Source organism: Ornithinibacillus liuyingii (genome assembly GCF_055550225.1).
Window position 1 is genome coordinate 529,612 of sequence record NZ_JBPWOS010000001.1, and the last position, 23,630, is coordinate 553,241.

The window sequence follows — 23,630 nt, forward strand, 5'->3', positions numbered from 1 at the left end:
TCCTCTTCCTTTGTGGTGGAGGAGTTTTACTGTGTAAAAGGGTATTATTGTACAGAAAAGTTCAACTGTAGGGAATACTGCAGTTTAGTCTCGTACAATGTACCGACAGTATTTCAAGAAGGTTTAATTGTTGATTAAAATGAACCTAAGATATTAGTTAATAAAAGTAAAATACATATAGACCAATGTGATACCAAATAGACTAACTAGTAAACCATACCATATAGAAGATTTTTTCATTGCTTCCCAAACAATTTCTCTTACTGCGACTATGAAAATCATAGAGATGGCAATATTAATCATAAAAGCAAATAAAAGAGGGACTTCGGCAGTAATAAATAACCCAAGTAACGAGCCTATTGCTACTGGGACGGTGAGCACAGCTGTGATTACCAACGAAGTGAAGAAGCCGTACCCAGCTAAAAATAGTGGAGTAAAAATGATCACTCCTTCAGGAATATTGTGTAACAGGATGGTTAATAACATGGGTTTGCCAATTTCCGTACCGATAGCTGCTCCAAGCGCCAGCCCAACTGGGAAATTATGCATTGCAATACTAATGGTTAATAGAACTCCAGTACGGAGTAAGAGAACTTTTTGTTGAGTATCTGTTACAAGGGTTATCATGTTTATGACACGATGAATACATAGATACAGAATAACTCCAGTTGCAGTCCCAAGAGCAAATATAACCCAACCGCCAAGTTGGATACTTTTAGGGATCATTTCAATAAATAATAGGCCAATTATTAATCCGCCGCAGAGAGAATATAAAAAGCTAACACTACCATGGATACGCTTCATGAACCATGCTAGTCCACCCCCAGCACTAATACCCAATGCAGAGGCAATTACTCCTGATAACCATATGAATGCCATCATACGACTCCTTTTCCTTCCTTTGTTAATTTATATTGCCTTGTCCCACTATTTATACGGTATTTATAAATTATTGACCATGATCCATTTCTTGTTTTATAATATGAACATATACTAATATATACACATTAATGAATTTATCTTAACCCTAGGAATAAGTGTAAAGGAGAAGATCTTATGGATAATAATCAAAATCAGACAGCGTTTAATAATAAGGATTTGGATGAAGAGACGTTATTCGTTGTTTCACAAACGTTTAAGGCATTGGGTGATCCAACGAGAATCCGGATACTAAATCTTTTAATTCATCACGAATACTCAGTAAATGGAATAGCGGAAACCTTACAGTTAAGGCAGTCAACAGTTTCGCATCAATTACGCTTCTTGAAAAATTTACGTTTAGTAAAATATCGCCGGGAGGGTACAACGTTGTATTATTCTCAAGATGATGAACATGTAATGAATATGCTGAAACAAATGATTGATCATGCTTGTCATAACTAATTTGTTCCTTTTCATCATTATATGAATAAATGCTCATATTTTAATATTAGAAGGTGGGATATAATGGGACACGATCATAACCATACACACACTACAAATAAAAAAATGTTAATGTTAAGCTTTATTATAATTACGACATATATGGTGGTAGAAGCAGTTGGGGGAATCTTCACTAATAGTCTTGCACTCCTTTCTGATGCTGGGCATATGTTGAGTGATGCCATTTCTCTTGGTGTAGGACTACTAGCCTTTAGATTAGGGGAGAAAGCAGCAAATTATAAAAAAACATACGGTTATAAAAGGTTTGAAATATTAGCAGCAGTATTTAATGGGGTTACCCTCATAGTAATATCTCTATATATATTTTATGAAGCATATCATCGATTCTCAGAACCACCTGAGGTTGCATCTACCGGTATGTTCATTATCGCTTTTATTGGTCTCCTCGTTAATATAATGGTTGCCTGGATATTAATGCGCAGTGATACGAAAGAAAATTTAAATATGCGTGCAGCTTTTCTACATGTTTTAGGTGATTTACTTGGATCTGTAGGAGCCGTAACAGCCGCATTATGTATGATGTTCTTTGGATGGGGATGGGCGGACCCACTAGCTAGTGTACTAGTTGCGATCCTTGTGCTAATTAGTGGCTTTAGAGTGACCAAAGATGCTGTACACGTTTTAATGGAAGGGGCTCCAAAAAGCTGCGATACCGAGACCGTTATAAAAACGATCGAGAGTGTAAAAGGTATTCAAAAGATTCATGATTTACATGTATGGAGTATTACGAGTGGGCAGCATGCTCTTTCATGTCATGCGGTTGTAGATGAAAATCTATCTGTTCTCCAAAGCCAAGAGATTTTAAGAGAGGTTGAACATGAATTAGAGCATAAAGGAATAAACCACGTCACGGTACAGATGGAGAACGAGGAACATCCACATGTAGATTCGCCATTATGTCAACAGAATCAATTACCCTTTACGCATGAATATTAGGTAATAGGAAACAGGCCCCATTGAAATTTCAATCGGGGTTATTTTTTTAGGTAATTTTAATCTAAAATACAGATGTTAAAGGGATAGCTTTCCAAATTTAAAATGTGATTAGTTTTAAATAGGATATAATTTTGGTAAAATTTAGACAGGAAAATGAGAGGCGGGATGCTATGACGAAAATAGACATATTAAATGGTGGCTATGTCATCTTACAGGATCATATGGGTTCAGACCTATCTGTTGTTAATTCAGCTCGAGTGTCGTACAACAAGAAAAAAGAAATGCTAGATGAAAAAGATGAAAGACTGATAGATTTTCTGGCACGGGAGGGACATACCAGTCCATTTAGGCACACTTCGCTGCAATTTGAGGTATATGTCCCACTGTATGTTGCAAGGCAACATTGGAAGCATATCATCGGCTCAGGCTTCCAAGATCCTTTTGTTGCTTGGAACGAATCATCTCGCCGATATATTACAGAAGAACCAACATTTTATATTCCACATGATGATGAATGGAGAACAAAGCCTGCAAATTCTAAACAAGGATCAGGTAAAGCATTACACCCATCCGTAGGTAGTACTTTTACGAAGAAACTAGAAGAACATGTTGCGGAAGGTGAGCGTCTATACGAAGAAGCAATGGAAGCTGGAATTGCACCGGAACAAGCTCGACTATTCCTTGCCGCCTATTCGATGTTTGTGAGATATTATTGGACAGGCTCATTACAGGGTGTAGCTCATTTCTTGAAATTGAGACTACCAGAGGATGCGCAGTATGAAATTAGAATACTTGCTAATGCAGTTAAAGAAATAACTTACCAAAAATTCCCTATATCACTGGATGCACTTCTGAAACACTCAGATTGATAAATCACCCATAAAATTAGAGTATTATTAGTCAATTAATATGAGGAATATTATCGCTTATTTGTATCTCTACCTAATGGTTCCACTATCGAACTAAGAAAAGTCAAAATGGAAGGAATTAAATAATTTATGAGCGAAACGAAACTAATCTTAGAAGCACTTTATCCACCAATCAAACCAACTGATCTCGAAATACAATTAATTAAAAGCAAACCGCTTCGAAGGCTGAAGCAATTAGCACATTTCGGTGCCGGAGCACTCGTTTCACCTGTTGTACATAGTAGATTTGAACATTCTATAGGTGTTTGGAAATTAACTTCTTTCTATTTTCCAAATGACATAGAATTACGAGTTGCAGCCTTGTTACATGATATCGGACATCTGCCTTTCTCCCACGCGGTAGAAAAAACGCTTGGATTTGATCACCATCAATTAACAGAACAATATATAGAAGAAGAGGAAATATCTTCTATGTTAAAGGCCCATAATATTGATCCGAATGTAATCATTAAAATTTTAAATGAACCATCACCTATCACAGGAAAGGACAATATACTTGGAATTGATCATTTGGATAGTTTTTTAAGAGATACGTATATGGCTGGTATGGTGGAAATGCTTCCTAAAGATTTATTAGACAGAATGACATGTACCTCTAAAGGAATCGATACGGATTTAGAAACAGGACACTACCTATTAGAACTTATCTTGTCAGATCATAAACTGTTTCTATCGCCATACATGGTCGCTGTAGATAGAATCTTGGCTGAGTCTATTAAGGTTCACTGGTCTTCAGAGCCCATGAATAAGAGTGGATTTGCGCGTTTAACAGATACAGAAGTTGTGTCGATGTTAAAAGCATCTACTTCTAGTAAAGCCAAGGACTTAATCAATACGCTACTCTTTGAACCAGATCGAATTACAATTAATGATTCCAATACGGGAAGTGGGTATCCAATTAGCATTAGAAAAGTATACAGTAAGGTGCCAATGTATGAAGGAAAACCAATAACACAATATAGTATAGCTGCACAAAAAATACTAGAAGAATTGAATGGATTATCTTTTCATTCAGAAGTAGTGATTGCTTCTAACTAGACTGAAAGATTTGATAAAGATTCTTGATGTATAACGAATAATGAATAAGGAGGAGACCATTCGAGTTCTAATCCTAAATTACCACTAACACTAGAAGAAAGAGTAATGCTTAGGAAAGCTAAAGTGAAATTAACTGAAATACGTACACTTCACACGGAAAGAATAGCTAGTCTATTAAATGCTTCAATTGATAGGGCGAGAATTATTAAAGGATTAGCTGAATTTCAAACTGTACCATCTATTGGTTATAAATTAGCTGAAAAATTGGTTTATCAATTAAACATCTATTCATTAAACGAAATAAAAGACAAACAAGGTGCACAATTATTTGATGAATTAGAACAACAGTTAGGCGTATGGACAGATGGATGTGTGGAGGACCAAATTCGATGTGTCGTATACTATGCGAATCACCCAACTAGTAAAAAGCAATGGTTTGATTTTACACATGAAAGAAAAAAGTATCGAGAAAAAAACGGTTACCCAGCAAATAGACCTCAATCTGCCTGGTATGATTAAAAGGAAGGGGTAGGAAAGATGAAGACCAACTTATCACATGTACGAGTTAATGTGAAAGATTTAGCTTTAGCAATAGATTGGTATCAAACAAATTTAGGATTAAAGGTTGCAGCAACATGGCCACCCGAAAAACCTAACTATGCCCATTTTGAGGCTGATAGTGGAGCAACTTTTGCCATCATGGAAGATAAAAATTACCCATCACATGGACGTTTTAATTTTAATGTAACAGATGTAGAGATATTATGGAATGATGTAAAAGATAAAGTAAATGTAATAGAAGAACTGTTTTCAACCCCTTATGGGACTAAAAAATTTACTATAAGTGATTTAGATGGTAATGAGTTAGGTTTTGTTCAAGATTCAGGTAGTTAGTTCCTATAATAGATATACATAAAGGATTCTACTTATTTGTTCAACAGTTAAGTAGAATCCTTTTTTTATAGAAGGCTTAAGGTAGATCTTTACAATTTACCAATATAAATCATAAATGATGTTAAATGGTGGAGAGCTCTTGATTTTTCCAGTTACAATAACCTTATTATGGTATCATAAACTAAATGGCTAAGTATGTACAGACTATCAGAGTGGATTTGATTCATATTAATTTTATGGTAATTATACGCATCAAATATAGTTATTTAAGTAGGGAGAGATAGTAATGAAAACGATTGGACTTATAGGGGGAATGAGTTGGGAATCCTCCTTAGAATATTACCGCATCATAAACGAAGAAGTGAAAAATAAATTAGGTGGTTTACATTCAGCGAAATGTCTTTTGTATAATGTTGATTTTAGCGAAATTGAACAATATCAAGCAGAAGGTAATTGGGAAAAGGCAGGTCAAGCTTTAGGTGAAGTTGCATTATCGTTAGAAAAAGCCGGTGCAGATTTTATAGTAATCTGTACGAATACGATGCACAAAGTCATTGATTCAATAGAAGAAAAGATAGAAATACCTGTTTTACATATTGCTGACGCCACGGCAACCCAAATCTTAAAAGCTAACATAAAAACAATTGGATTACTTGGGACTAAATATACGATGGAACAAGATTTTTATAAGTCTCGACTTGAGTCACAAGGAATCCATGTGGTTGTTCCAAATAATGAAGAAAGGTTACAAGTGAATAGGATTATTTATGAAGAGTTATGTTTAGGGGAAATTAATAAATCATCAAAGGATTATTACAAGGATGTAATTCATAATTTAGTTAAAAATGGTGCAGAAGGAATTATCTTAGGTTGTACCGAAATTGGATTATTATTTAAACCTGAAGATTCAGAAGTTCCGTTGTTTGATACAACGGTAATTCATGCCACTGAAGCTGTAAACATTGCTATAGACAATACATGAAGATTACAAATAGAGTCTCTCAATATGGTAATCATTGAGAGACTCTTGAATTTATTAGCAGGCTATTTCTTAACAGCGTGGATATAATGTATTGTCTCGAATGCGGACAAATAATCTGTTCTATTTTTGAAATAAACCTCATTTATTTTAGTTGGTGTTAAATGTTCATAAATTAGTAAACCTGATTGTTCTAACATTTTCTCCATCTCACTATACGTGAAACTCGATTTCATTGGTTCTCCGCTTGCAGAAGCCATCTTAACCATGTTTTCAACACGATTAGATTTTCCTTTTACTTTAAATAGATTTTCATCTGCATAATCAAAAACAATAGAGCTACCTGTTGGAACGGTAGCGAATAATTCACCTATTAAACTCGCAATCTCCTCTTTCGTTAAATAATAGGATACACCTAATAAGCTAAAGAAGGTCTTCTTGTTATCAAACCCTACATCAATTAAATCACGGTGAGATAACTTACTAGTAAAATCCATAGGAACAAAATGCAGATTGTTTGGTATAGAGAAATTAGCTTTTGCTAACTTCTTCTTTTTAAATTCTTGTGTAGCAGGATAATCAATTTCAAATATATCTAATTTGTCTTCTAATTCTGGATGTCGAAAGCAGAAAGTGTCTAAACCAGCCCCAAGTATCACATACTGTTGGGCGCCTAAATTAATTTCATTAAGTAATACACTCTCACAATAGGCTGAGCGTGCTATAGGTGTTGGGGAGAGCTGTACTTGGGTAATCCATTTTAAAATCTCATCTGGATTTTCTTTAAATCTTTCCCCGATATCCTTGTTAAAAAATGTTATACCATTAATCATATTCTGGCTAATAGCTGCAAAATCATCTTCGGAAATTAAATTGATTACTATAAAATCATCAAAAATGATTGGTGTGTCATTTTTACTGTGATAAGCTCGACCAAATGCTGATACTAAGGAAGTTAAACTAGACTCATTCTGTTTCAAACCATTTCCTCCTATAAAAAAATAAGATTCCCCTGGCCAGGAGAACCTTATTATATAAAACAATTTGATAATTGTAAATTATAGCATAAATAAAAATATTTGTCAATATTTTTGGTGTGATTTTTTTAGCTTTTTTCCGGTGAATTTAGGTTATTATTAAGGTGGATTATAGTTTGATTGAGGTTAGTTCCGTTATAGAGACTTTTATATTAAAGAACTAGCCTAAGTCAACTCAAACAAAATTGATCTGCAACTTCTATTATCATAAACGTTCACAAAATGTTCACTTACGAAAGTGTTTATATAATCACTATAATACAAAGGTATAAAAAGAGAGGATGATATAATTGCCGACAACTAAGAAAGAAAGTCTACAATTTGGAGTAATGATGTGTTTTGGGATGGTTTTACTGATGACTGTTTATAATTATTATTTAAATGGTATGATTGGTAAAATGACTATTATGGAAGGATTATCCGATTTTCTAATTGGTTTTGTTATTGCATTAATTCTAGATATGTTAATAGTAGGACCTAATGCTAAAAAAATTGCTTTAAAAATAACTGCAAATACCAAAAAGAAAATCTATACAGTACTAGCAATTTCAATATGTATGGTAATTGGAATGGCTTTTTTTATGTCTATTTACGGTTTAGTTACAACTTATATTCATAATGGTTTTACTTCTAGTTCAGTTGTAAAAGATTATGTTGTCATTTTCAGCAGTAACTTGATTATGGCTTTACCTCTACAAATTATCATTATGGGTCCTTTTGTTCGTTTTATATTTAGTAGGTATATTAAATCAACTAAACATAGTGAGTTACGAGGAGTGTAATGGCTTATTAGCAGTTCGCTGTTATTTTAAATAGAAAAAGGAGACTTTTTGCAAGACGCAAAAGCTTTTTTGGTTGAGATACTGTAATGGTATTTTTTCTAAAATTTGTCTAAATAATGAATATAAAAGACGATAGTTTAGAAGGAGTAAGTATTTTCTAAAAATAGTTAGAAAAGTTAAGTACTAATACAATAAACCAATATTATTGGTTCAGTTAATGTGGGGGAGGACAATATGCAAAGGATTGACGTTGTTTATGCTTTGATTTGTAACAAGGATAAAGAGCAAATAGTTATGGTTAATAATGCTGGTCAAGGTTGGTCGTTACCAGGGGGAGCAGTAGAAAATGGTGAAACTCTAGAACAGGCAGTTATTCGTGAAGTAGAGGAAGAGACAGGGTTAACTGTTAAGGTAGGAAGTGTAGTAGCAATTAATGAAGCGTTTTTTAAAGAAGAGAATCACCACGTGTTATTTATTACATTCAAAGCAGATGTAATAGGGGGAGAATGTGAAATTAAGTATACGGATGAAATCCTAGAGGTAAGATGGGTTGATTACAACACAGCAAATACATTAATGCCATACCATCCAAACGGTGTAGAAAGCCTAATTACATCTTCCTCTATTTATACTTATCAATCATAATGTTATAGCGATTTCTTTTGTTAAAGGGGTACTAGTAGATTTTTTTATCAACGAACTTAATAAAAGTGCTGACAGGGAAGTGTATGAGTAAAAGCCGATTACTGATAAAGATACACTTCAATTGTTGGAAGCCTTAAGTTATTAAAAAGCCTATATTTTTTATATAGGCTTTTTAAACTAAAATTAATCAGTTACTAATTTTGAATACATATTTAGATCAATAAACGTGTCTTTTGATCTTTCCGATCTTCTTAGAGTACCTTCAAATTGAAAATTCAACTTTTCAACAAGCTTAATTGAATTTTTATTATCAGGTTCAATTTTTGCTTCAATCCTATTGAAATTAAGATTATGAAACGCATAACTTACTAGTGTAAGGATAGCTTCTGAAGCAAATCCGTTACCCCAATATTCTTTACTAATTTCATATCCAATTTCTGCTTTTAAATTTTCAAAGTCTAAGGAGTTGTAACCACAAGAACCTATAATTTGGTTGGACTCTAAATGAAAAATGGAGTAACGAATAGCTTTACTTTCTTCGTATAACATGTCAAGCATTTCAATCATTTCTATTGCTTGACTTTCATCTGTGAAACTATTAATATTCATAAACTTTGTTACATCGGGATCAGACCAGATTTTAAATAGACTAGAAGAATGGGATACTTCCATTTTTTTCAGCAGTAATCTTTCTGTTCGTAGTTCGGTAATCAATATTTTAGCCTCCAATGTGTATTATTTTATTATGAGGTTTGGAATATTGATATCTGCGCATAGTTCAGTCCCTTCACATAAAAGTCAAAATAATTATAACAAAAAAATGATTGGATTACTTGATTACTTGTAATAAGGATTAATTTTTATGGCGTAAACTATCTTAATGCATCAAACGGAAGAAATGCATGAACTCCTTTTGCAGTATTTACGATTTGGGTAACTCTTAAGTCAACAACTAACGAAGCATATGCGTATGCTTCTGTTCGAGATATATTGTATAAATTTGATATAAGTTGTAGCATGTCATCTAAAGCAATCCACATTGCTTCCTCTAGGTTTTCGTGAAATGCCATCGTAAGCCATCCATCCTTAGTTTTAGCCATAGGTCTTTGTATTGGAAAATCGTCTAAAACATTAAATGTCAAACTGACTTTTTCCATAGGACATTCTAATGCGGGACCACTAACTTCACCATCTCCTTGTGCAGCATGCCCATCTCCTGTAGAAAACAAACCGCCCTCTACTTCAATTGGTAAATACAATATGCTACCGGCTTGTAACTCTTTGCAGTCAATATTTCCTCCGGTTGACCGGGGTGAAATGGTGGTATGTTGTCCTGGTGTAGACGGTGGCATACCCATAATTCCCATGAAGGGAGTCAGCTTTACTGTGAAATCAAAATTTCCAAATTGGCTTTTTCCAATCATTTGATTAGTATCTAATTCAAAGTCTAACATTACTTCTTTTTCTTCAACCATTCCTAATCTCTGATTCCAGTAGCTAGGGAACCCACCTGCTGAAGTCCATCCCCACAACCCAGGTATAATTTCATTAATCTGAACTTCTAAAGTTTGCCCTGGGCTTGCTTGCTTAATATTGATAGGACCAATTAATGAATGACCAAACCCCTTAGGTATCCGGTGTGGCTGAACATCGCTAAATCTTTCTCTAGGTTCACCTATTGCTTTCCGTTTCGCAACACCCCATGCGCTGTCCAGTGTTTTAAAATGAACGGTATCTCCTGAATCTATTTCTAATGCAGGTTCTAAATCTTTACTGAAGAAGCCGTGGAGTGATTTAGAACTCGGGCTTAATTGGTGAATTTTTGTCATAATTGAAAACCTCCTTCTAAAAATATGATTGTAAAGTTTTCGTAACGCTAATTTTTTTGAGAGATAATAAGGTACTTACCTTACCTAAAAATGTAGAAACGGTTGTCACAAGCAAGCTTGCAAGTATTCTTTGTTAAAAACACTGCAAATTCTACTACGTATTAGAAATAAAAGAAGATTGGCTATGTTATTTATTACTGATTACTGACCTCTTATATATAATAATTGAAATATCTAATTATTTCAATTAAAATTACGCTATGATTAATTTTAAATTACTCTACGAAGTAATAACAGTATACTTTCAAAAAATATGAAAATAAAAGGAGTGGAAAAAACGAAATAATGAACAAAAAACTCTATATGTTTACATTTTGTATTACTACACGTTCGCCCACAAACAATTCTAGAAAATAGAAGGAATTTTTCATATTTAAATGGAATTTATTTGCAAAATAATAAAAAGGGGAGTATGAGTGAAAATGGATAGTAATCTAGTAAGTAATAAAGGTACATTAATTGAATTTATAGACAGCAAGTCAAATTCAACAAAAAACGAAACACCTTTCGTTATCGTTCCAGGTCTTTCAGAGTCCGCAGAAGATTATATTCCTCTAATTCAATCGCTATATCCTAGGAGATGTATTGCAATTTCGCTAAGAGGAAGGGGAAAAAGCGATGATCCTGAAGTAGGATATACGTTAGAAGATCATATAAGTGATATTGATGCAGTGATTAAACACCTTAAAATAAATGAATTGATCATTATGGGCTATTCAAGAGGAGTTTCCTACACATTAGGGTATGCTCTAAGCAATTTAAATTCAATTAAAGGTCTAGTGTTGGGGGATTATCCTGCTTATCACTCCCAACTCCCGACTAATTGGGTAGAGCAATTTACCGCTTTACCTATTTGGAGAGGTAAGCCTTTACCAGAAAGGATGAAAATACATTCATTATATGGAATTCAAAGAGAATCAAAGCAAGTATCATTTTGGGATAGATTAGGCAATATTCTGTGTCCTGTTCTTATTATTCGAGGTGGGAAAACTGGGTCACTACTATCACCAAAAGATAGCAATCAATATTTGGAGAGATTTCCAAATTCTAACTTAGTTGTATTGGAGGATTCCGATCATAATATATTTGAACCTAACATAGAAAATCTTCTAAAGGAGTTGAAAGAATTCTTTGTACTGGTAGAATCATAATAAACTATTATTATTTTGTAGAATTCATGAAGTAAGAGAGGCATGATTTTATAAGAGAAATGGGGGAGCTTCTAATAAACTCAAGTGTAAATAAAAATTATATCTGGGTGTATTTCATAATATTCTTTATCCTATGGTGTATTAGAGAGATATGGTTAGTTCAATATTTAGATTTGTTAGATTCTATACCGAGAACATTAGTATCAGCCATAGTTAAAATAGTAATCTGGATCGTTCCAGTTATATATTTAATTAGACTGATAGAACAAAGAAATGCATTTTCCTATTTAAGGTTACGTCAAAACGATAGAAAAGGTTTGAAATGGGCCGGATGGGGATCTGTCGTTTTCATATTCTATTTTGTAGTAGTAAACTTTTCTGTTTTAGAGCAAGTTGATTTTCAATTAGGGTTTAACCAATGGCTTAATACAATTCTATTAGTTGGAATAACCGAGGAAATTGTCTTTAGGGGGTTTATATTAAGAAAACTTATGGATTCATTTCGATTTTGGGTAGCGAATGCCATTACAGCTTTACTCTTTGTATCGATTCATTTCCCTATTTGGTTTTATAAAGATATGTTCGGATTCCCTTATGTTTTAGGTTCTATATTAAATGTCTTTGTAATGGGGATTATTTTTGGATTTGTGTATAAAAAGAGTAATTCGCTTTGGTCTGTCATTATTCTTCATTCTTTGTATAATTTGCTAGTAACTGTTTTCTACTAAGGTACAATTGGTAAATATGATGAATGATCGCCTCTTATAATCAGCTTATTTCAAAAGAAGAAACGGAGGTTAATGTCATATAGTTGTTGGTATTAGATGGACGCAAACAGTAATTTAAATAGATGAGGAAGGATTTTGTTTATGCAATCAATAGATGAAGTTAAGTTGGAGCATTTTTCGAATGAGCATATGAAGGAATTAGCTACTTTTGAACTTCCTGAAGAACAAGCACAATTTACGGCATTACCATCTAAATATAAGGTAGTGAAGGAAGGGCAGCATCGTATTGTCTTACTATGTGGAAATAAGCCAGTTGGTTTCTTTCTATTACACTCCACTGATCGGATAAAGGAGTATTCAAATAATCCCAATGCTATGTTATTAACGACACTGTCTGTTAATTATGCTGAGCAAGGTAAAGGATATGCTAAACAAGCAATGCTCCTTCTACGCGATTTTGTTAAAAGTGAATTTCCTAGCTGCGATGAAATTGTATTAGCGGTTAATCATAAAAATTTTCCCGCTCAGAAATTATACTCAAAAGTAGGGTTTAAGGATACGGGTAGGAGAAAAATTGGTCGGATTGGTGAACAGTTTATTTTTAATTTGGATTTATAAATTTTACTAGCAAACATAAGGAAAATTGTAATGTAACGAAACACCGATGTTTGTTAGTTCTATCTACTTATAAATCTACTATTTTGTAATAAGTTTTACTTATATGTTCCAATATAAAAATAGTATTTTAAAAATTCATCTATATAAACTATACTAATTCCCAAAGAGTTACGAGAAAAGAGGTGTATTACATAGTGGAAATCAAATCATTGACACTCCAAACACGTCATATAAAAGAAATGAGAGCCTTCTACGTCGATATGTTCGGGTTTCCTTTAGTTAGGGAGGATGAGTATAGTTTTCGTATTAGAGTTGGTACAAGCCAACTGGAGTTTACTTCTGAAGGTGTAAAAGGCAATCCATATTATCATTTTGCTTTTAACATTCTAGCTAATAAGTTTGTTGAAGCGAAATCATGGGTTAAAGAAAGAGTAGAATTGAATACAAGGGAAGAAGAAGACGAAGCATTTTTTTCTAACCTACCAGCTCATGCTTTATATTTTTATGATCCTGCAGGTAACATTGTGGAGTTCATTTCAAGACATTCCATATCCAAAAAGGGTGAGGAGCCTTTTTCCATTGAAGAAGGAATAGTAAATATTAGTGAAATTGGACTTACCATGAAGGATGCTATAAGTGCTGGGAAAAAACTAATGACGATTGGTATTCATGAACGAGATAATGCTCCTTTATCTTCAACATCCCTTAACTTTATGGGAGATAGATCAAAGGGAATATTTATAATACTAAATCAGCCTGGTAGGGAATGGATATTTTCTGATAAATTATCCGCTACATACCCCATGGAAATAGTAACCGCAACTAATAGTAAAATAGTTGTAACCTCTGAGCATGTTTTAGAGGTTTATAAGGGACAATAGGAGAATCATAATACCACCAGCTCATTGAAAAAGCTAACGAAATGAAACTAAGGATCATCGATTGATGGTCTTTTTTCATTTTGCATCGCTATAACCAAATGATATAGTTGTAACTGTAAGTTTTGAAGTAGTTAGAAAGAGAGATAGCTAGTTAGCTAGTAGAATACCCTTCGTATTAATCTAGTCGCTAAGGGAGAGAGAAAATTGTGTACAAATTGTTCATAGTGGAAGATGATTATGAATTACGATCATTGATGAAAGAATCACTTGAGGAACATAACTATGAAGTGATGATACAAACGGATTTTAAAAACGTAACCAAAGATTTTTTAGAGTATAATCCCGATCTTGTTCTTTTAGATATTCATTTACCATATTTTGATGGATATTTTTTATGTCACAGTTTGCGTAAACATTCTAATGTGCCTATCATTATGATTTCAGCCAAAAGTGATGATGTGGATCAAATCATGGCTATAGAATTTGGAGCAGATGACTACATTACAAAGCCTTTTACGTTTGACAAATTATTATCCAAAGTAAAAGCTACCATCCGTAGAGTGTATGGTGAGTATGCACATTCCGATACTAGTATTTGTTGTGTGGAAGGTTTATGTATCGATAGTCAGAAGCTAACGATGAGCCATAAAGGTATTCATGAAGAGTTAAGTAAAAATGAATATAAACTCCTAAAGAAATTGATCGATTATCATGGGAAATTTTTGACGAGAGAGGAATTAATTGAAGAAGTCTGGGATGATATTACCTTTGTTGATGATAATACATTAACGGTTAATATGTCGAGAATCAAGCAGAAGTTAGTGGCAGTTGGACTACCAGATACGATGATTAAAAGTAAACGCGGGGTAGGTTATATGCTTGAGTACCCAATAATGGGTGATAGTGATGAGTAAATCTATTCTGAGAGATTATGTCAAAGATCGAACATTACTGCTCATTTCTTATTTGTTAAGTATCGTAACGATCATTTTATTTAATTATTTAAGTGATCCGATGGAGAAGGAATTCTTTTATCCATTCGGTATTGGCGTCTTTTTTCTAGTTGTGATTATGTGCTTGGATGGAGCGAAGTATTATCAGTTCCATAAACGTATTAGGCTCTTATTGGAGGATGAATATGCAGAAATTCATCCAATGACAATAGAACAAACACGTGTGAAGCAACTAATTGATAAAAACAATCGTCAAGCAAAGGCAATACATAGCACATTAGTGGAACAGCATAAGGAAGATATGGCGTTCTTATCGCATTGGATTCATCATTTGAAAACACCTGTTTCTGTGATGGAACTTATCATGGAGCGTCATACTGATGAACGAGGGAAAGAAGAGGAGTATATCACGAGATTAAAGCAAGAAAATAATAGATTGCAAATAAGGATAGAGCAAGGTCTCACGATGATTCGAATGCAACGTTTTGAAAATGACCTAGAGGTTCGTGCGGTTGATCTTGTTGCCTCGTTTCGGGAGGCTATTAATGAACGTAAAAGTGAATTCATCTACCATCACGTCTATCCTGTTATGGAGTGTTCCTATGATTCGTTATACGTCCTAACAGATAAAAAGTGGAATAAAATATTGATCGATCAATTTCTGTCCAATGCGATTAAATATTCTGGTGGGAAAGGAAAACAAATCAAGATTTCGATGGAGATAGTCGAAGACAAGTGTTTGGTTTCGATAATCGATCAAGGCATCGGCATCCCTTCTTACGACATAGACCGGATTTTTGAACCATTTTTCACAGGAGAAAACGGCCGAACGGAACGAAATGCATCCGGTATTGGACTCTATTTAGCTAGAAGAATTAGCGAGAAATTAGGACATAGCTTAACGATTCAATCAGGGGTCGAGAAAGGGACAACTGTCACAATTCAGTACCTTACAAAAATGTAAGGTATTTTTAGTGTAACCGATGGCTGTATTATTGGAAGTTTATTACAGTATACAGAGAGGAGGCGATGAAATGGAAATTGTACGTACGGAACGATTAATGAAAATTTATGGAGATCATCAACAAGAAGGAGCAACAACAGCACTGGATGGAATTAATCTATCAATCCAAAAGGGTGAGTTTGTTGCGATTATGGGGCCATCTGGAAGTGGGAAGACCACTTTGTTGAATATTTTAAGCGGGATAGATAAGCCCTCTGCAGGCTCTGTTCGTATTGCAGGAGATGAATTAAGCACCATGGAGAAGGAGGAGCTTGCTTTATTTAGAAGGAAGACGCTAGGATTTGTGTTTCAGGAATTTAATTTACTGGATAGCTTAACCATTAAAGAAAATATTTATTTACCGATGGTATTAGAAAAGAAATCTGCTAGCCAGATGGAACAAAAAGCAGACGAATTAATGGAGTTATTTGGTATCCGCCATTTACAAAACAAATATCCATATCATGTATCTGGTGGACAACAACAGCGTGCAGCAGTTACACGGGCTTTGGTGAATGAACCAGATATTATATTAGCCGATGAACCGACAGGAAACCTAGATTCTAAATCATCTACTGCCATTTTGGAATGCTTTGAAGAAATCATTACTACATTGCAAACAACGATATTAATTGTCACACATGATGTGTTTGCAGCTAGTTATTGCCAAAAAGTCATTTTTATTAAAGATGGGCGTATTCATTCCCAGATAAATAAAAAGGGAAGCAGGAAACAGTTTTTGGATCAAATTATGGACAACCTTGCAGTTTTAGGAGGAAAAAGCCATGACGTTCATTGAACTCGTTTGGAAAATGGCGAAGGTTAACTACAGAAAATATCTCTTCTATTTTCTGTGCAATAGCTTTGTAGTAATGGTTTTCTTTATGTTTTCTACGGTGTACTTTAATGAAGGCATTCGGAATGCGAATGAAATGGATGGAGAATCCCTATCTACTATCTTAATGATTCCATCGGTTGCATTAATAGTCTTTACGGTGTTTTTTATCCATTATGCCCATTCGGTTTTTATCAAGCGGAGGAAAAAGGAATTTGGACTCTTTATGATGGTGGGGATGTCGGATAAGGATATTAGTAAAGTTCTCTTACTGGAGAATAGCGCCATTGCTCTATTATCACTAGGAGTAGGGCTGTTATCAGGTAGTATCTTTTCCCGTTTGTTCTTTCTGTTATTGATGCATGTTTTAGAAATGGAATCAATTGCTTTTGAACTACATATAACGATGTTTGCTACAACGGTAGGGGTCTTTTTAATTGTTTTTTCAATTGGTGTAGCTAAATCTATCCTCGATATTAGAAGAGAAGAAGTTTTAACAATCTTTAAAGAGGATCGTGTAACAGAGAAGAATAAAGTTCGTAGTCCTTTGCTTGGTGGAGTCGGGCTACTATTAGTTATTGGTTCTATCAATTTTCAATATTATTTTTTCTCAAATTCTGATTACGATATAAATGATGGTTTAGTACTTCTTGTTGGATTAATTAGTTTACTTAGCGGTCTGTTTTTCACTATATCCCATTTTGGGAGTTTTTTGATACAGCTCGCGAGATCGAGAAAATCCGTTTATTATAATCGGATGTTATTTTTAGCAAATGTGGAATATAAGTTTAAACAGGTAAAAGGAATTTCATTACTATTGATTACGATGACCATGGTTACGATTTTTTACACCTCTATGTTACTATATTTCTACGCTTCTGCAGAGAAATTGGCTGAGGAACAACGTATTTATGATGTATCTTTTGCGCAGACAGCTATGAAGAACGCCATCTCGGATGATGAATTAAAACAACTATTTAATACAGATAATCATGAGATTAAGGAGCATGTAACTTTAGATGTCCTAGATTACTTTGAACAAAGTCCTCTAGGAGATTATTTCAATCGGTATAGTTTTCTTTCTGCAGAACAGTTTAATCAAATGTATTCGAAACATGTGGAAGTATCTCCAGGAGAAATGATTCGATTAGATAACATAACCCCCGAGTATCATGACCCGTATGTAGACCATGAGAATGGGGAAGGGAAATATTCAATTGCTCTAAAAGAAATCAAGTTAACGGAAAAGCAATCCATTATAGAACCGGTATTTGATCAACTTAACATATATGAGGTTAATTTTATCATTGTGCATCCCGATGATTATGATCGGATTGCTCAAAAACTTGAAGTGTACAAATCAACGATTCATGTATTAAACCTATCTAACTGGGAAAAATCTGGTGATGCATATGTGACATGGAAGGAACAATTAAAGAAACAAAATGGAATAGAAGGACAAGATCCATTACTATCTCGGTTAGATTACAGCACGGAGGAAGTGTTATTGGAGCCACAAGCTAAAATAGAGGTCTATAATTCCAATAGAAAAGCTGGGGGCATTCTATTTTTTATGTCTAGCTTTCTTGGTGCCCTATTTTTCGTTTCTTCGTTTATGGTGTTATATTTGAATATCTTTTCATCCATCGATCAAGAGCGAATGACATTCCATAAGTTATATAAAATTGGTATGACGAAAAAAGAAATACGAAAGGTTTTAGCAAAAGAGTTGCGTTTGCTATTCTTTTTAGCACCGTTGTTAGGCTTGGGTATTGCCTTTAGTTATGTTGCTATTTTTGCGAAAGATGCAGGGGGAATCGTTGATAACCCATTATTTACGGTAAATTTTATGATTGTTGCGGTTTTTTATTTTGTATTACAGATTGCCTATTATCTTCTAGCGAAGCATCGTTTTATGAAGGAAATTATGGGAGATCAAAAGTCATGACAAAAGGGGGAAGTCTTCTATTATGGAAAGACTTCCTTCTTTTATTCTACTTCTTATCGTAACCAAGCTCATTCCCTCGAGAAGAAATGTTGTAGAATAAGTATGTAACTTTTATAGATGTAAATCGTATAAGTAGTAAGCACTATATGTAATGAAATGATGCCGATGTTGTAACGGGGGGAATAGGGTTGGAATTAATAATAGGAATTGCTATTGTACTAATTATATTTTTTTCTTCAAGTATCATGGAAAAAAGGCTAAAAACCATTGAAAAACAAAACAATCCTGTCATAGAATTATTGGAATAAATTGGAAATAATAGATAAGTTTGGTGTTGTTTTGTGTATATGCAGCAAAAACTTTGCGAGATTAGTATATATTTTTAGTCCAATTCTCAACATAAAACGAATAGGGACTGTTATTGAATTAGACTTCTAGGAGGATATGGTGTGAATAATGAAGGAAAGAAAAAGTATGTTTATTTAATAATCGGCTATTTAGGTTTATTACTTACCGTGTTAGCTATAGTAAGATACATAACGATTATTCAAGATACGCTTGGGCAGGCTTTGGCCGTGATGGGTTCTATATTACTTATTAGCTTTTTGCGTTTTGCTGAAAATAAGATAGGTGTTACAACTAGAGAAAAAGCTATTTTTAGTATTGCCTTTGTAACCATATTGATCGTAGTACTTTTTATACTGGTTTAGTTTCTTTTTTAATTTGCTCAAATGTTACTTCAATAGAATGAACGCTGAGTAATTTTGTATAAATGGTTATGTTAAGTATATTTACACTTCCTCAAGTAAATACAATCTACTATGTTTTATTACGGAATCATATTGATTGGAATAAGAAAATAGAAGATATGTAAGCATATCAGTAAAAGAAATAGTAAGGTCATCTTATTGATGATCTTTATTTTTACATATATATTTTTGAAAATTAAGTTAAGTGAGTAAGGTAGATGTTAAATAGGAGGGGAGTTACGGTGAACAAAAGAAACTATCCATTTGTTATTTCCATTGCAGGAGTGTCTGGTGGAGGAAAAACAATCATCACGAAACGATTAAATAAAAGGTTAACCAATTCAAAAGTATTATTCTTTGATGATTATGATGTGGAGGGACCTATTGATATTATTGATTGGGTTGACAAAGGAGCTGTCTATGATGAATGGAATTTGGATGAGTTTTTTGTAGATTTAAAAGAATTGATTGATTCCCCATTAGAATACATTATATTGGATTATCCGTTTGCCTATAAACACGCTAAGTTGAACTACCCCCACTTAACCTCCTTGCAGGATGTTTGAAGTGGGGGATTCTTGGGAACAGAGCGTACTTGTTCGTGGTATTTCTTAACTAACAGCGGTTTCTCTTCTTTACCAAGCTATCCCCGTAGTCCCTACGGTTTTATAGGTTGTTTAAGCTGAAGCTACGATTCGTAATCCTTCAGCTAGAATATTTTTACTCGCATTGACATCTCGATCATGATGCATGTGACAAGCTGGACAAGTCCATTCTCTTACCTCAAGCGACTTCTTGCCAGTGTGAAGTCCACAAGCAGAACATCGTTGACTGGATGGGAACCACCTACTTATTTTCACCAGGGTTTTACCATACCAATCCGCTTTGTACTGTAATTTCGTCACAAAACTAGACCATGATACGTCAGCGATAGATTTCGCTAGTTTATGATTGCGCAACATTCCTTTCGTGTTCAAGTCTTCGATACAGATGACATCGTGGTTTTTGATGATGGCTGTACTTAACTTATTCAGGAAGTCGGCACGTTGATTCAGCACTCTTTCATACAATCTTGCAACGTAGCGTTTTTGTTTTTGATAGTTTTTGGCATCGAGTAAGTTGATTCCGTTGTTTTTCGCATGCAAAGCACGTCTGGATAGTTTGCGTTGTTCTCGTTTTAACTTCTTTTCCATGTTGGAAGTAAACTTGTTATTGTCAATCTTGCGACCATCAGAAAGAATCGCAAAGTCCGTGATGCCTAAGTCGATTCCGATAGCGGATTCTGTTTTTGCTAATGGTTGTATGTCTGTTTCTGCCAGTATAGAGATGAAATATTTTCCGCTTGGATTACGTCTTACCGTAGCATTGATAATACGACCATGTACTTCACGGCTTTTGGCAAAGCGAACGAGCCCTAATTTAGGTAGTTTGATTTTGTTCCCTTCCATGGAGATATTTCCGTTGATCTGCTTCGTTGTGTAGGATTGAACCGGATGCTTTTTGGACTTAAATCGCGGGGCTTTATTTTGCTTTTGGAAGAATCGGGAGAAGGCATCAGAGAGGTTTCGGAGGGAAGATTGGACTGCGATGCTGTCTACTTCTTTTAACCAGCTTAATTCTTTTTTCAATTGAGGTAGTTGAGCAGAACAAGCGTTATACGTCAGTCCTTTTCCGGTTTGTTTGTAGGTGTCGTTCCATTTTACTAAAAAATGGTTGAAGACAAAACGAGAACAGCCGATGGTTTTCGCAATCTGTCTTTTCTGTTCATTTGTTGGATAGATACGGAATTTGTAGGCTTTTTTGATGAGCATTGCTTTCACCTCTCTCTGTATCAGATACCTTATTATACCATATGTTGCATGGTGGATAGGTCATTTCAGGGAAGAATGGAAGCACTTGAATAGTCGGACAAGAGATGGCGATTCATCTCCCACCTACTCATTTCCCATTCCTTGAGGTGGGAGTCTTCTCGCCTATTGATGATAAAAAGTTCAATAGATTTGGCTGTTAATATTGATACGCCTTTGGATATTGCCATGGCGCGTAGAGTAGTCCGAGATTATAATAATCGTTCTAAAGAAAGTATATTAAATGAAATGGAGAACTACTTATCGAGAGGGAGAAGAGGCTATTTGGAAATGATCCAGTCTATTAAACCCTGTTCGGATTTCATTGTGGATGGAACACTACCACCTTCTATTATAGTAGATAAAATTTATCATAATATTATAAACGAATAGATTTACTGGCTTTATTAAATTTATAGGAAGGAGGTAGTAAAAGAATTGGTACTTCTTTTTGGACCTCAAGCAGTTGGTAAAATGACTGTTGGACAGGAGTTAGCCAAAATAACAAAGTTAAAGCTGTTTTATAATCACATGACAATCGATTTAGTTAGTCAATTTTTCGACTACGGTACAAAAGAAGGAAAGAGGCTTGTTAATCTGTTTCGACAGGAGATTTTTGAAGAGGTATCCAAAAGTAATTTATACGGTATTATTTTTACATATGTCTGGGCTTTTGATTTAAAAGCCCATTGGGAATACGTTAATAAAGTGTCCCGACTGTTTGAATCAAGAGGTGGCACTGTTTATTAAGTAGAGCTTGAAGCTGATATAGAGAAAAGACTTTTACGAAATAAAAGTTTGAATCGAACATAAACCTTCCAAGAGGAATATTGAGTGGTCAGAAAAAGATTTAATCCAATCAATGGAAAAATATAGTTTGAATTCATTGGAAGATGAAATTAAATTTAAGAACTATATAAAGATAGATAATACCAACATAAGTACGGAAGTTGTAGCAGAAATGATCAAACAAAGATTTAATTTATAACGTAAAACCTCAACTATTCTTGCTGATAATTAAATTTACAACCTTATAGTAACTGAACGGTAAAAACAGCTTAATTCTGCTATGTTTTTTCCGTGATTCAGATGTATTGTTTTGCACACTATGATAACCTACAAGCCGTAAGACCGAATTCTATGTTGTTACATTCTACTGGTAGTAGAATTTTCTACTCAACTAACTGTTGATAGGCATCTTGTGATCTATATGCTACGCTTTCAGTAACAGTGCGCGCTGAAACAATTTTAGGAGGAAATTAGGATGTTAAATACAAGTAAGGTTGGAAGCTATATTTCGAAGCTAAGGAAGGAACGAGATTGGACACAAATGGAAATGGCGGATAAATTGAATGTTAGTCATCAGGCCGTGTCGAAATGGGAACGAGGTGATTCATTGCCTGATATAGGAACATTAATGACTATTGGGCAAACTTTTGGGGTATCTATTGATGAGTTAATGAATGGGGGAGCAGATGAAGATAGTTCGGTATATATTAAGAACTTTGGGCACGTCATGAAAGGTTTTTCTGAAAGCCGACATGAGGACGTTTCTTCTATGATTAATACAGGAGAAGCGGATATGGAAGGACTAGTCAATGCTGCCCCTCTCTTAAAATCAAGTGAATTGACTGAAGTTACATCAAAACTGGATAAACGGTTATTAAATACGGATTTGCTTGTACGTTTAGCACCATTTATCGAAACAGAATTGTTAGATGAATTGGTTGTAGCCAGAACGATAGACGATGAATTTGATATAAGGTTTGTTCAGAAAATGGCTCCATTCCTCAGTAAAGATGTGTTAAGGGGATTAATTGACCAAGCAAATAAAGATGGAATGGATTTAAAGGCTGTTTCAAGATTAGCACCGTTTACTGGAAGGGAAGTAGTGGATGAGTTAATGGAGCAGGCAATCAGTGATGAGGTTGAGATGAAAACGATCGTTAACCTTGCTCCATTCTGCAGCCGCGAAAAGTTAATTAGTATAGTTGACCGGACGATGGAATGGCATTTAGATTCACACCTTCTCACCTCTTTAGCACCTTTTCTTGGAAGGGAATATTTAAATCGACTTGTGGAAGACAGAAAAATTGCTAATGTTAATCCAGAAGCGATTACTCGTCTAGCGCCGTTTGTTGACAAAACAACGTTGAGCAGATGGATTCAGGAGTTGTTAGAAAAATAGTTAAATCACTGTAGTGTTGAAGATGGGGAAGCTGTTTTACGCCTATTATCCGGAGATGGTATTAAATATTTTACATTGATTAAATAGACAAACTAGTACCCGTTATAGTAATCAATAGTCAAAAGTAAGAGATACTAATTCTAAACATTGGTATCTC

26 protein-coding genes and 1 pseudogene are annotated in these 23,630 nt (G+C 34.4%); 22 read left to right on the forward strand and 5 right to left on the reverse strand.

Translation table 11 applies throughout. The features are described 5' to 3' along the window. Positions 1-153: 153 nt before the first annotated feature. On the reverse strand, positions 154-879 hold the full coding sequence (locus ACSKT4_RS02665; protein WP_465822765.1) for a ZIP family metal transporter: 726 nt from the start codon (positions 877-879) through the stop codon (positions 154-156). Between the two features lie 177 nt (positions 880-1,056). Here ACSKT4_RS02665 and ACSKT4_RS02670 point away from each other — a divergent pair, with 177 nt between their 5' ends. The 7 genes from ACSKT4_RS02670 to ACSKT4_RS02700 all read left to right on the forward strand — a co-directional run bounded on the left by ACSKT4_RS02670 (position 1,057) and on the right by ACSKT4_RS02700 (position 6,222). Beyond that, the gene (locus ACSKT4_RS02670) at positions 1,057-1,383 is read left to right on the forward strand and encodes an ArsR/SmtB family transcription factor (RefSeq protein WP_186868804.1); all 327 of its coding nucleotides are present in this window, start codon (positions 1,057-1,059) and stop codon (positions 1,381-1,383) included. 63 nt (positions 1,384-1,446) lie between these two features. Further along, entirely contained in the window at positions 1,447-2,379 is a 933-nt protein-coding gene (locus tag ACSKT4_RS02675; RefSeq protein WP_186868805.1) for a cation diffusion facilitator family transporter, read from the forward strand. 170 nt (positions 2,380-2,549) lie between these two features. Beyond that, positions 2,550-3,248 (forward strand): FAD-dependent thymidylate synthase, encoded by a 699-nt coding sequence (gene thyX / locus ACSKT4_RS02680; protein WP_186868806.1) that lies wholly within the window; start codon positions 2,550-2,552, stop codon positions 3,246-3,248. Positions 3,249-3,377: 129 nt separating this feature from the next. Next, positions 3,378-4,346 (forward strand): HD domain-containing protein, encoded by a 969-nt coding sequence (locus tag ACSKT4_RS02685; protein ID WP_186868807.1) that lies wholly within the window; start codon positions 3,378-3,380, stop codon positions 4,344-4,346. Between the two features lie 105 nt (positions 4,347-4,451). Continuing rightward, positions 4,452-4,865: a helix-hairpin-helix domain-containing protein gene (locus ACSKT4_RS02690; protein WP_186868808.1), complete on the forward strand. Its 414-nt coding sequence runs from the start codon at positions 4,452-4,454 to the stop codon at positions 4,863-4,865. 18 nt (positions 4,866-4,883) lie between these two features. Further along, positions 4,884-5,240, forward strand: a complete 357-nt coding sequence (locus ACSKT4_RS02695) for a VOC family protein (protein ID WP_186868809.1) — start codon at positions 4,884-4,886, stop codon at positions 5,238-5,240. A 286-nt stretch (positions 5,241-5,526) separates the two neighbouring features. Then, on the forward strand, positions 5,527-6,222 hold the full coding sequence (locus ACSKT4_RS02700) for an aspartate/glutamate racemase family protein (RefSeq protein ID WP_186868810.1): 696 nt from the start codon (positions 5,527-5,529) through the stop codon (positions 6,220-6,222). 62 nt (positions 6,223-6,284) lie between these two features. On the opposite strand, the gene ACSKT4_RS02705 is transcribed toward ACSKT4_RS02700, so the two are convergent. Then, entirely contained in the window at positions 6,285-7,199 is a 915-nt protein-coding gene (locus tag ACSKT4_RS02705) for a class I SAM-dependent methyltransferase (protein ID WP_186868811.1), read from the reverse strand. Between the two features lie 347 nt (positions 7,200-7,546). On the opposite strand from ACSKT4_RS02705, the gene ACSKT4_RS02710 reads away from it, so the two are divergent. Beyond that, a complete protein-coding gene (locus ACSKT4_RS02710) occupies positions 7,547-8,038 on the forward strand; it encodes a DUF2798 domain-containing protein (protein ID WP_186871452.1) in 492 nt (163 codons plus the stop codon). A gap of 234 nt (positions 8,039-8,272) precedes the next feature. Next, complete coding sequence (locus ACSKT4_RS02715; protein ID WP_186871451.1) at positions 8,273-8,683, forward strand: NUDIX hydrolase; 411 nt, start codon at positions 8,273-8,275, stop codon at positions 8,681-8,683. 183 nt (positions 8,684-8,866) lie between these two features. Here the strand turns inward: ACSKT4_RS02715 and ACSKT4_RS02720 are convergent, their stop codons facing one another. Together ACSKT4_RS02720 and ACSKT4_RS02725 are read right to left on the reverse strand one after the other, a co-directional pair. Continuing rightward, complete coding sequence (locus tag ACSKT4_RS02720) at positions 8,867-9,397, reverse strand: GNAT family N-acetyltransferase (RefSeq protein WP_186871450.1); 531 nt, start codon at positions 9,395-9,397, stop codon at positions 8,867-8,869. Positions 9,398-9,555: 158 nt separating this feature from the next. Next, complete coding sequence (locus tag ACSKT4_RS02725) at positions 9,556-10,512, reverse strand: acetamidase/formamidase family protein (protein ID WP_186871449.1); 957 nt, start codon at positions 10,510-10,512, stop codon at positions 9,556-9,558. A gap of 482 nt (positions 10,513-10,994) precedes the next feature. On the opposite strand from ACSKT4_RS02725, the gene ACSKT4_RS02730 reads away from it, so the two are divergent. The 10 genes from ACSKT4_RS02730 (at position 10,995) to ACSKT4_RS02775 (ending at position 20,004) form a co-directional block, all read left to right on the forward strand. Then, complete coding sequence (locus tag ACSKT4_RS02730) at positions 10,995-11,723, forward strand: alpha/beta fold hydrolase (protein ID WP_186871456.1); 729 nt, start codon at positions 10,995-10,997, stop codon at positions 11,721-11,723. Between the two features lie 173 nt (positions 11,724-11,896). Beyond that, positions 11,897-12,451 carry a CPBP family intramembrane glutamic endopeptidase gene (locus ACSKT4_RS02735; RefSeq protein ID WP_186871448.1) on the forward strand — a complete coding sequence of 185 codons (555 nt, stop codon included), beginning with the start codon at positions 11,897-11,899 and terminating at the stop codon, positions 12,449-12,451. 141 nt (positions 12,452-12,592) lie between these two features. Then, entirely contained in the window at positions 12,593-13,069 is a 477-nt protein-coding gene (locus ACSKT4_RS02740; RefSeq protein WP_186871447.1) for a GNAT family N-acetyltransferase, read from the forward strand. Positions 13,070-13,263: 194 nt separating this feature from the next. Further along, a complete protein-coding gene (locus tag ACSKT4_RS02745) occupies positions 13,264-13,950 on the forward strand; it encodes a VOC family protein (RefSeq protein WP_186871446.1) in 687 nt (228 codons plus the stop codon). 206 nt (positions 13,951-14,156) lie between these two features. Beyond that, entirely contained in the window at positions 14,157-14,864 is a 708-nt protein-coding gene (locus ACSKT4_RS02750) for a response regulator transcription factor (RefSeq protein WP_186871445.1), read from the forward strand. Continuing rightward, on the forward strand, positions 14,857-15,867 hold the full coding sequence (locus ACSKT4_RS02755; RefSeq protein ID WP_186871444.1) for a sensor histidine kinase: 1,011 nt from the start codon (positions 14,857-14,859) through the stop codon (positions 15,865-15,867). Before ACSKT4_RS02750 ends, ACSKT4_RS02755 begins: the two co-directional genes overlap by 8 nt. A 70-nt stretch (positions 15,868-15,937) precedes the next feature. Beyond that, positions 15,938-16,705, forward strand: a complete 768-nt coding sequence (locus tag ACSKT4_RS02760) for an ABC transporter ATP-binding protein (protein ID WP_186871443.1) — start codon at positions 15,938-15,940, stop codon at positions 16,703-16,705. Next, complete coding sequence (locus ACSKT4_RS02765) at positions 16,692-18,689, forward strand: ABC transporter permease (RefSeq protein ID WP_465822768.1); 1,998 nt, start codon at positions 16,692-16,694, stop codon at positions 18,687-18,689. Before ACSKT4_RS02760 ends, ACSKT4_RS02765 begins: the two co-directional genes overlap by 14 nt. Before the next feature lie 449 nt (positions 18,690-19,138). Beyond that, entirely contained in the window at positions 19,139-19,399 is a 261-nt protein-coding gene (locus ACSKT4_RS02770; RefSeq protein WP_186871441.1) for a hypothetical protein, read from the forward strand. Positions 19,400-19,680: 281 nt separating this feature from the next. Further along, positions 19,681-20,004: a nucleoside/nucleotide kinase family protein gene (locus tag ACSKT4_RS02775; protein ID WP_186871440.1), complete on the forward strand. Its 324-nt coding sequence runs from the start codon at positions 19,681-19,683 to the stop codon at positions 20,002-20,004. Between the two features lie 111 nt (positions 20,005-20,115). Here the strand turns inward: ACSKT4_RS02775 and tnpB are convergent, their stop codons facing one another. Beyond that, entirely contained in the window at positions 20,116-21,249 is a 1,134-nt protein-coding gene (gene tnpB / locus ACSKT4_RS02780) for an IS200/IS605 family element RNA-guided endonuclease TnpB (protein ID WP_186871439.1), read from the reverse strand. Positions 21,250-21,417: 168 nt separating this feature from the next. On the opposite strand from tnpB, the gene ACSKT4_RS02785 reads away from it, so the two are divergent. The 3 genes and pseudogenes from ACSKT4_RS02785 (at position 21,418) to ACSKT4_RS02795 (ending at position 23,473) form a co-directional block, all read left to right on the forward strand. Next, on the forward strand, positions 21,418-21,678 hold the full coding sequence (locus tag ACSKT4_RS02785) for a nucleoside/nucleotide kinase family protein (RefSeq protein ID WP_186871438.1): 261 nt from the start codon (positions 21,418-21,420) through the stop codon (positions 21,676-21,678). 81 nt (positions 21,679-21,759) lie between these two features. Beyond that, positions 21,760-22,273 (forward strand): annotated as a pseudogene (locus ACSKT4_RS02790) (shikimate kinase). 276 nt (positions 22,274-22,549) lie between these two features. Beyond that, a complete protein-coding gene (locus ACSKT4_RS02795) occupies positions 22,550-23,473 on the forward strand; it encodes a helix-turn-helix domain-containing protein (protein ID WP_186871437.1) in 924 nt (307 codons plus the stop codon). Positions 23,474-23,630: the final 157 nt, after the last annotated feature.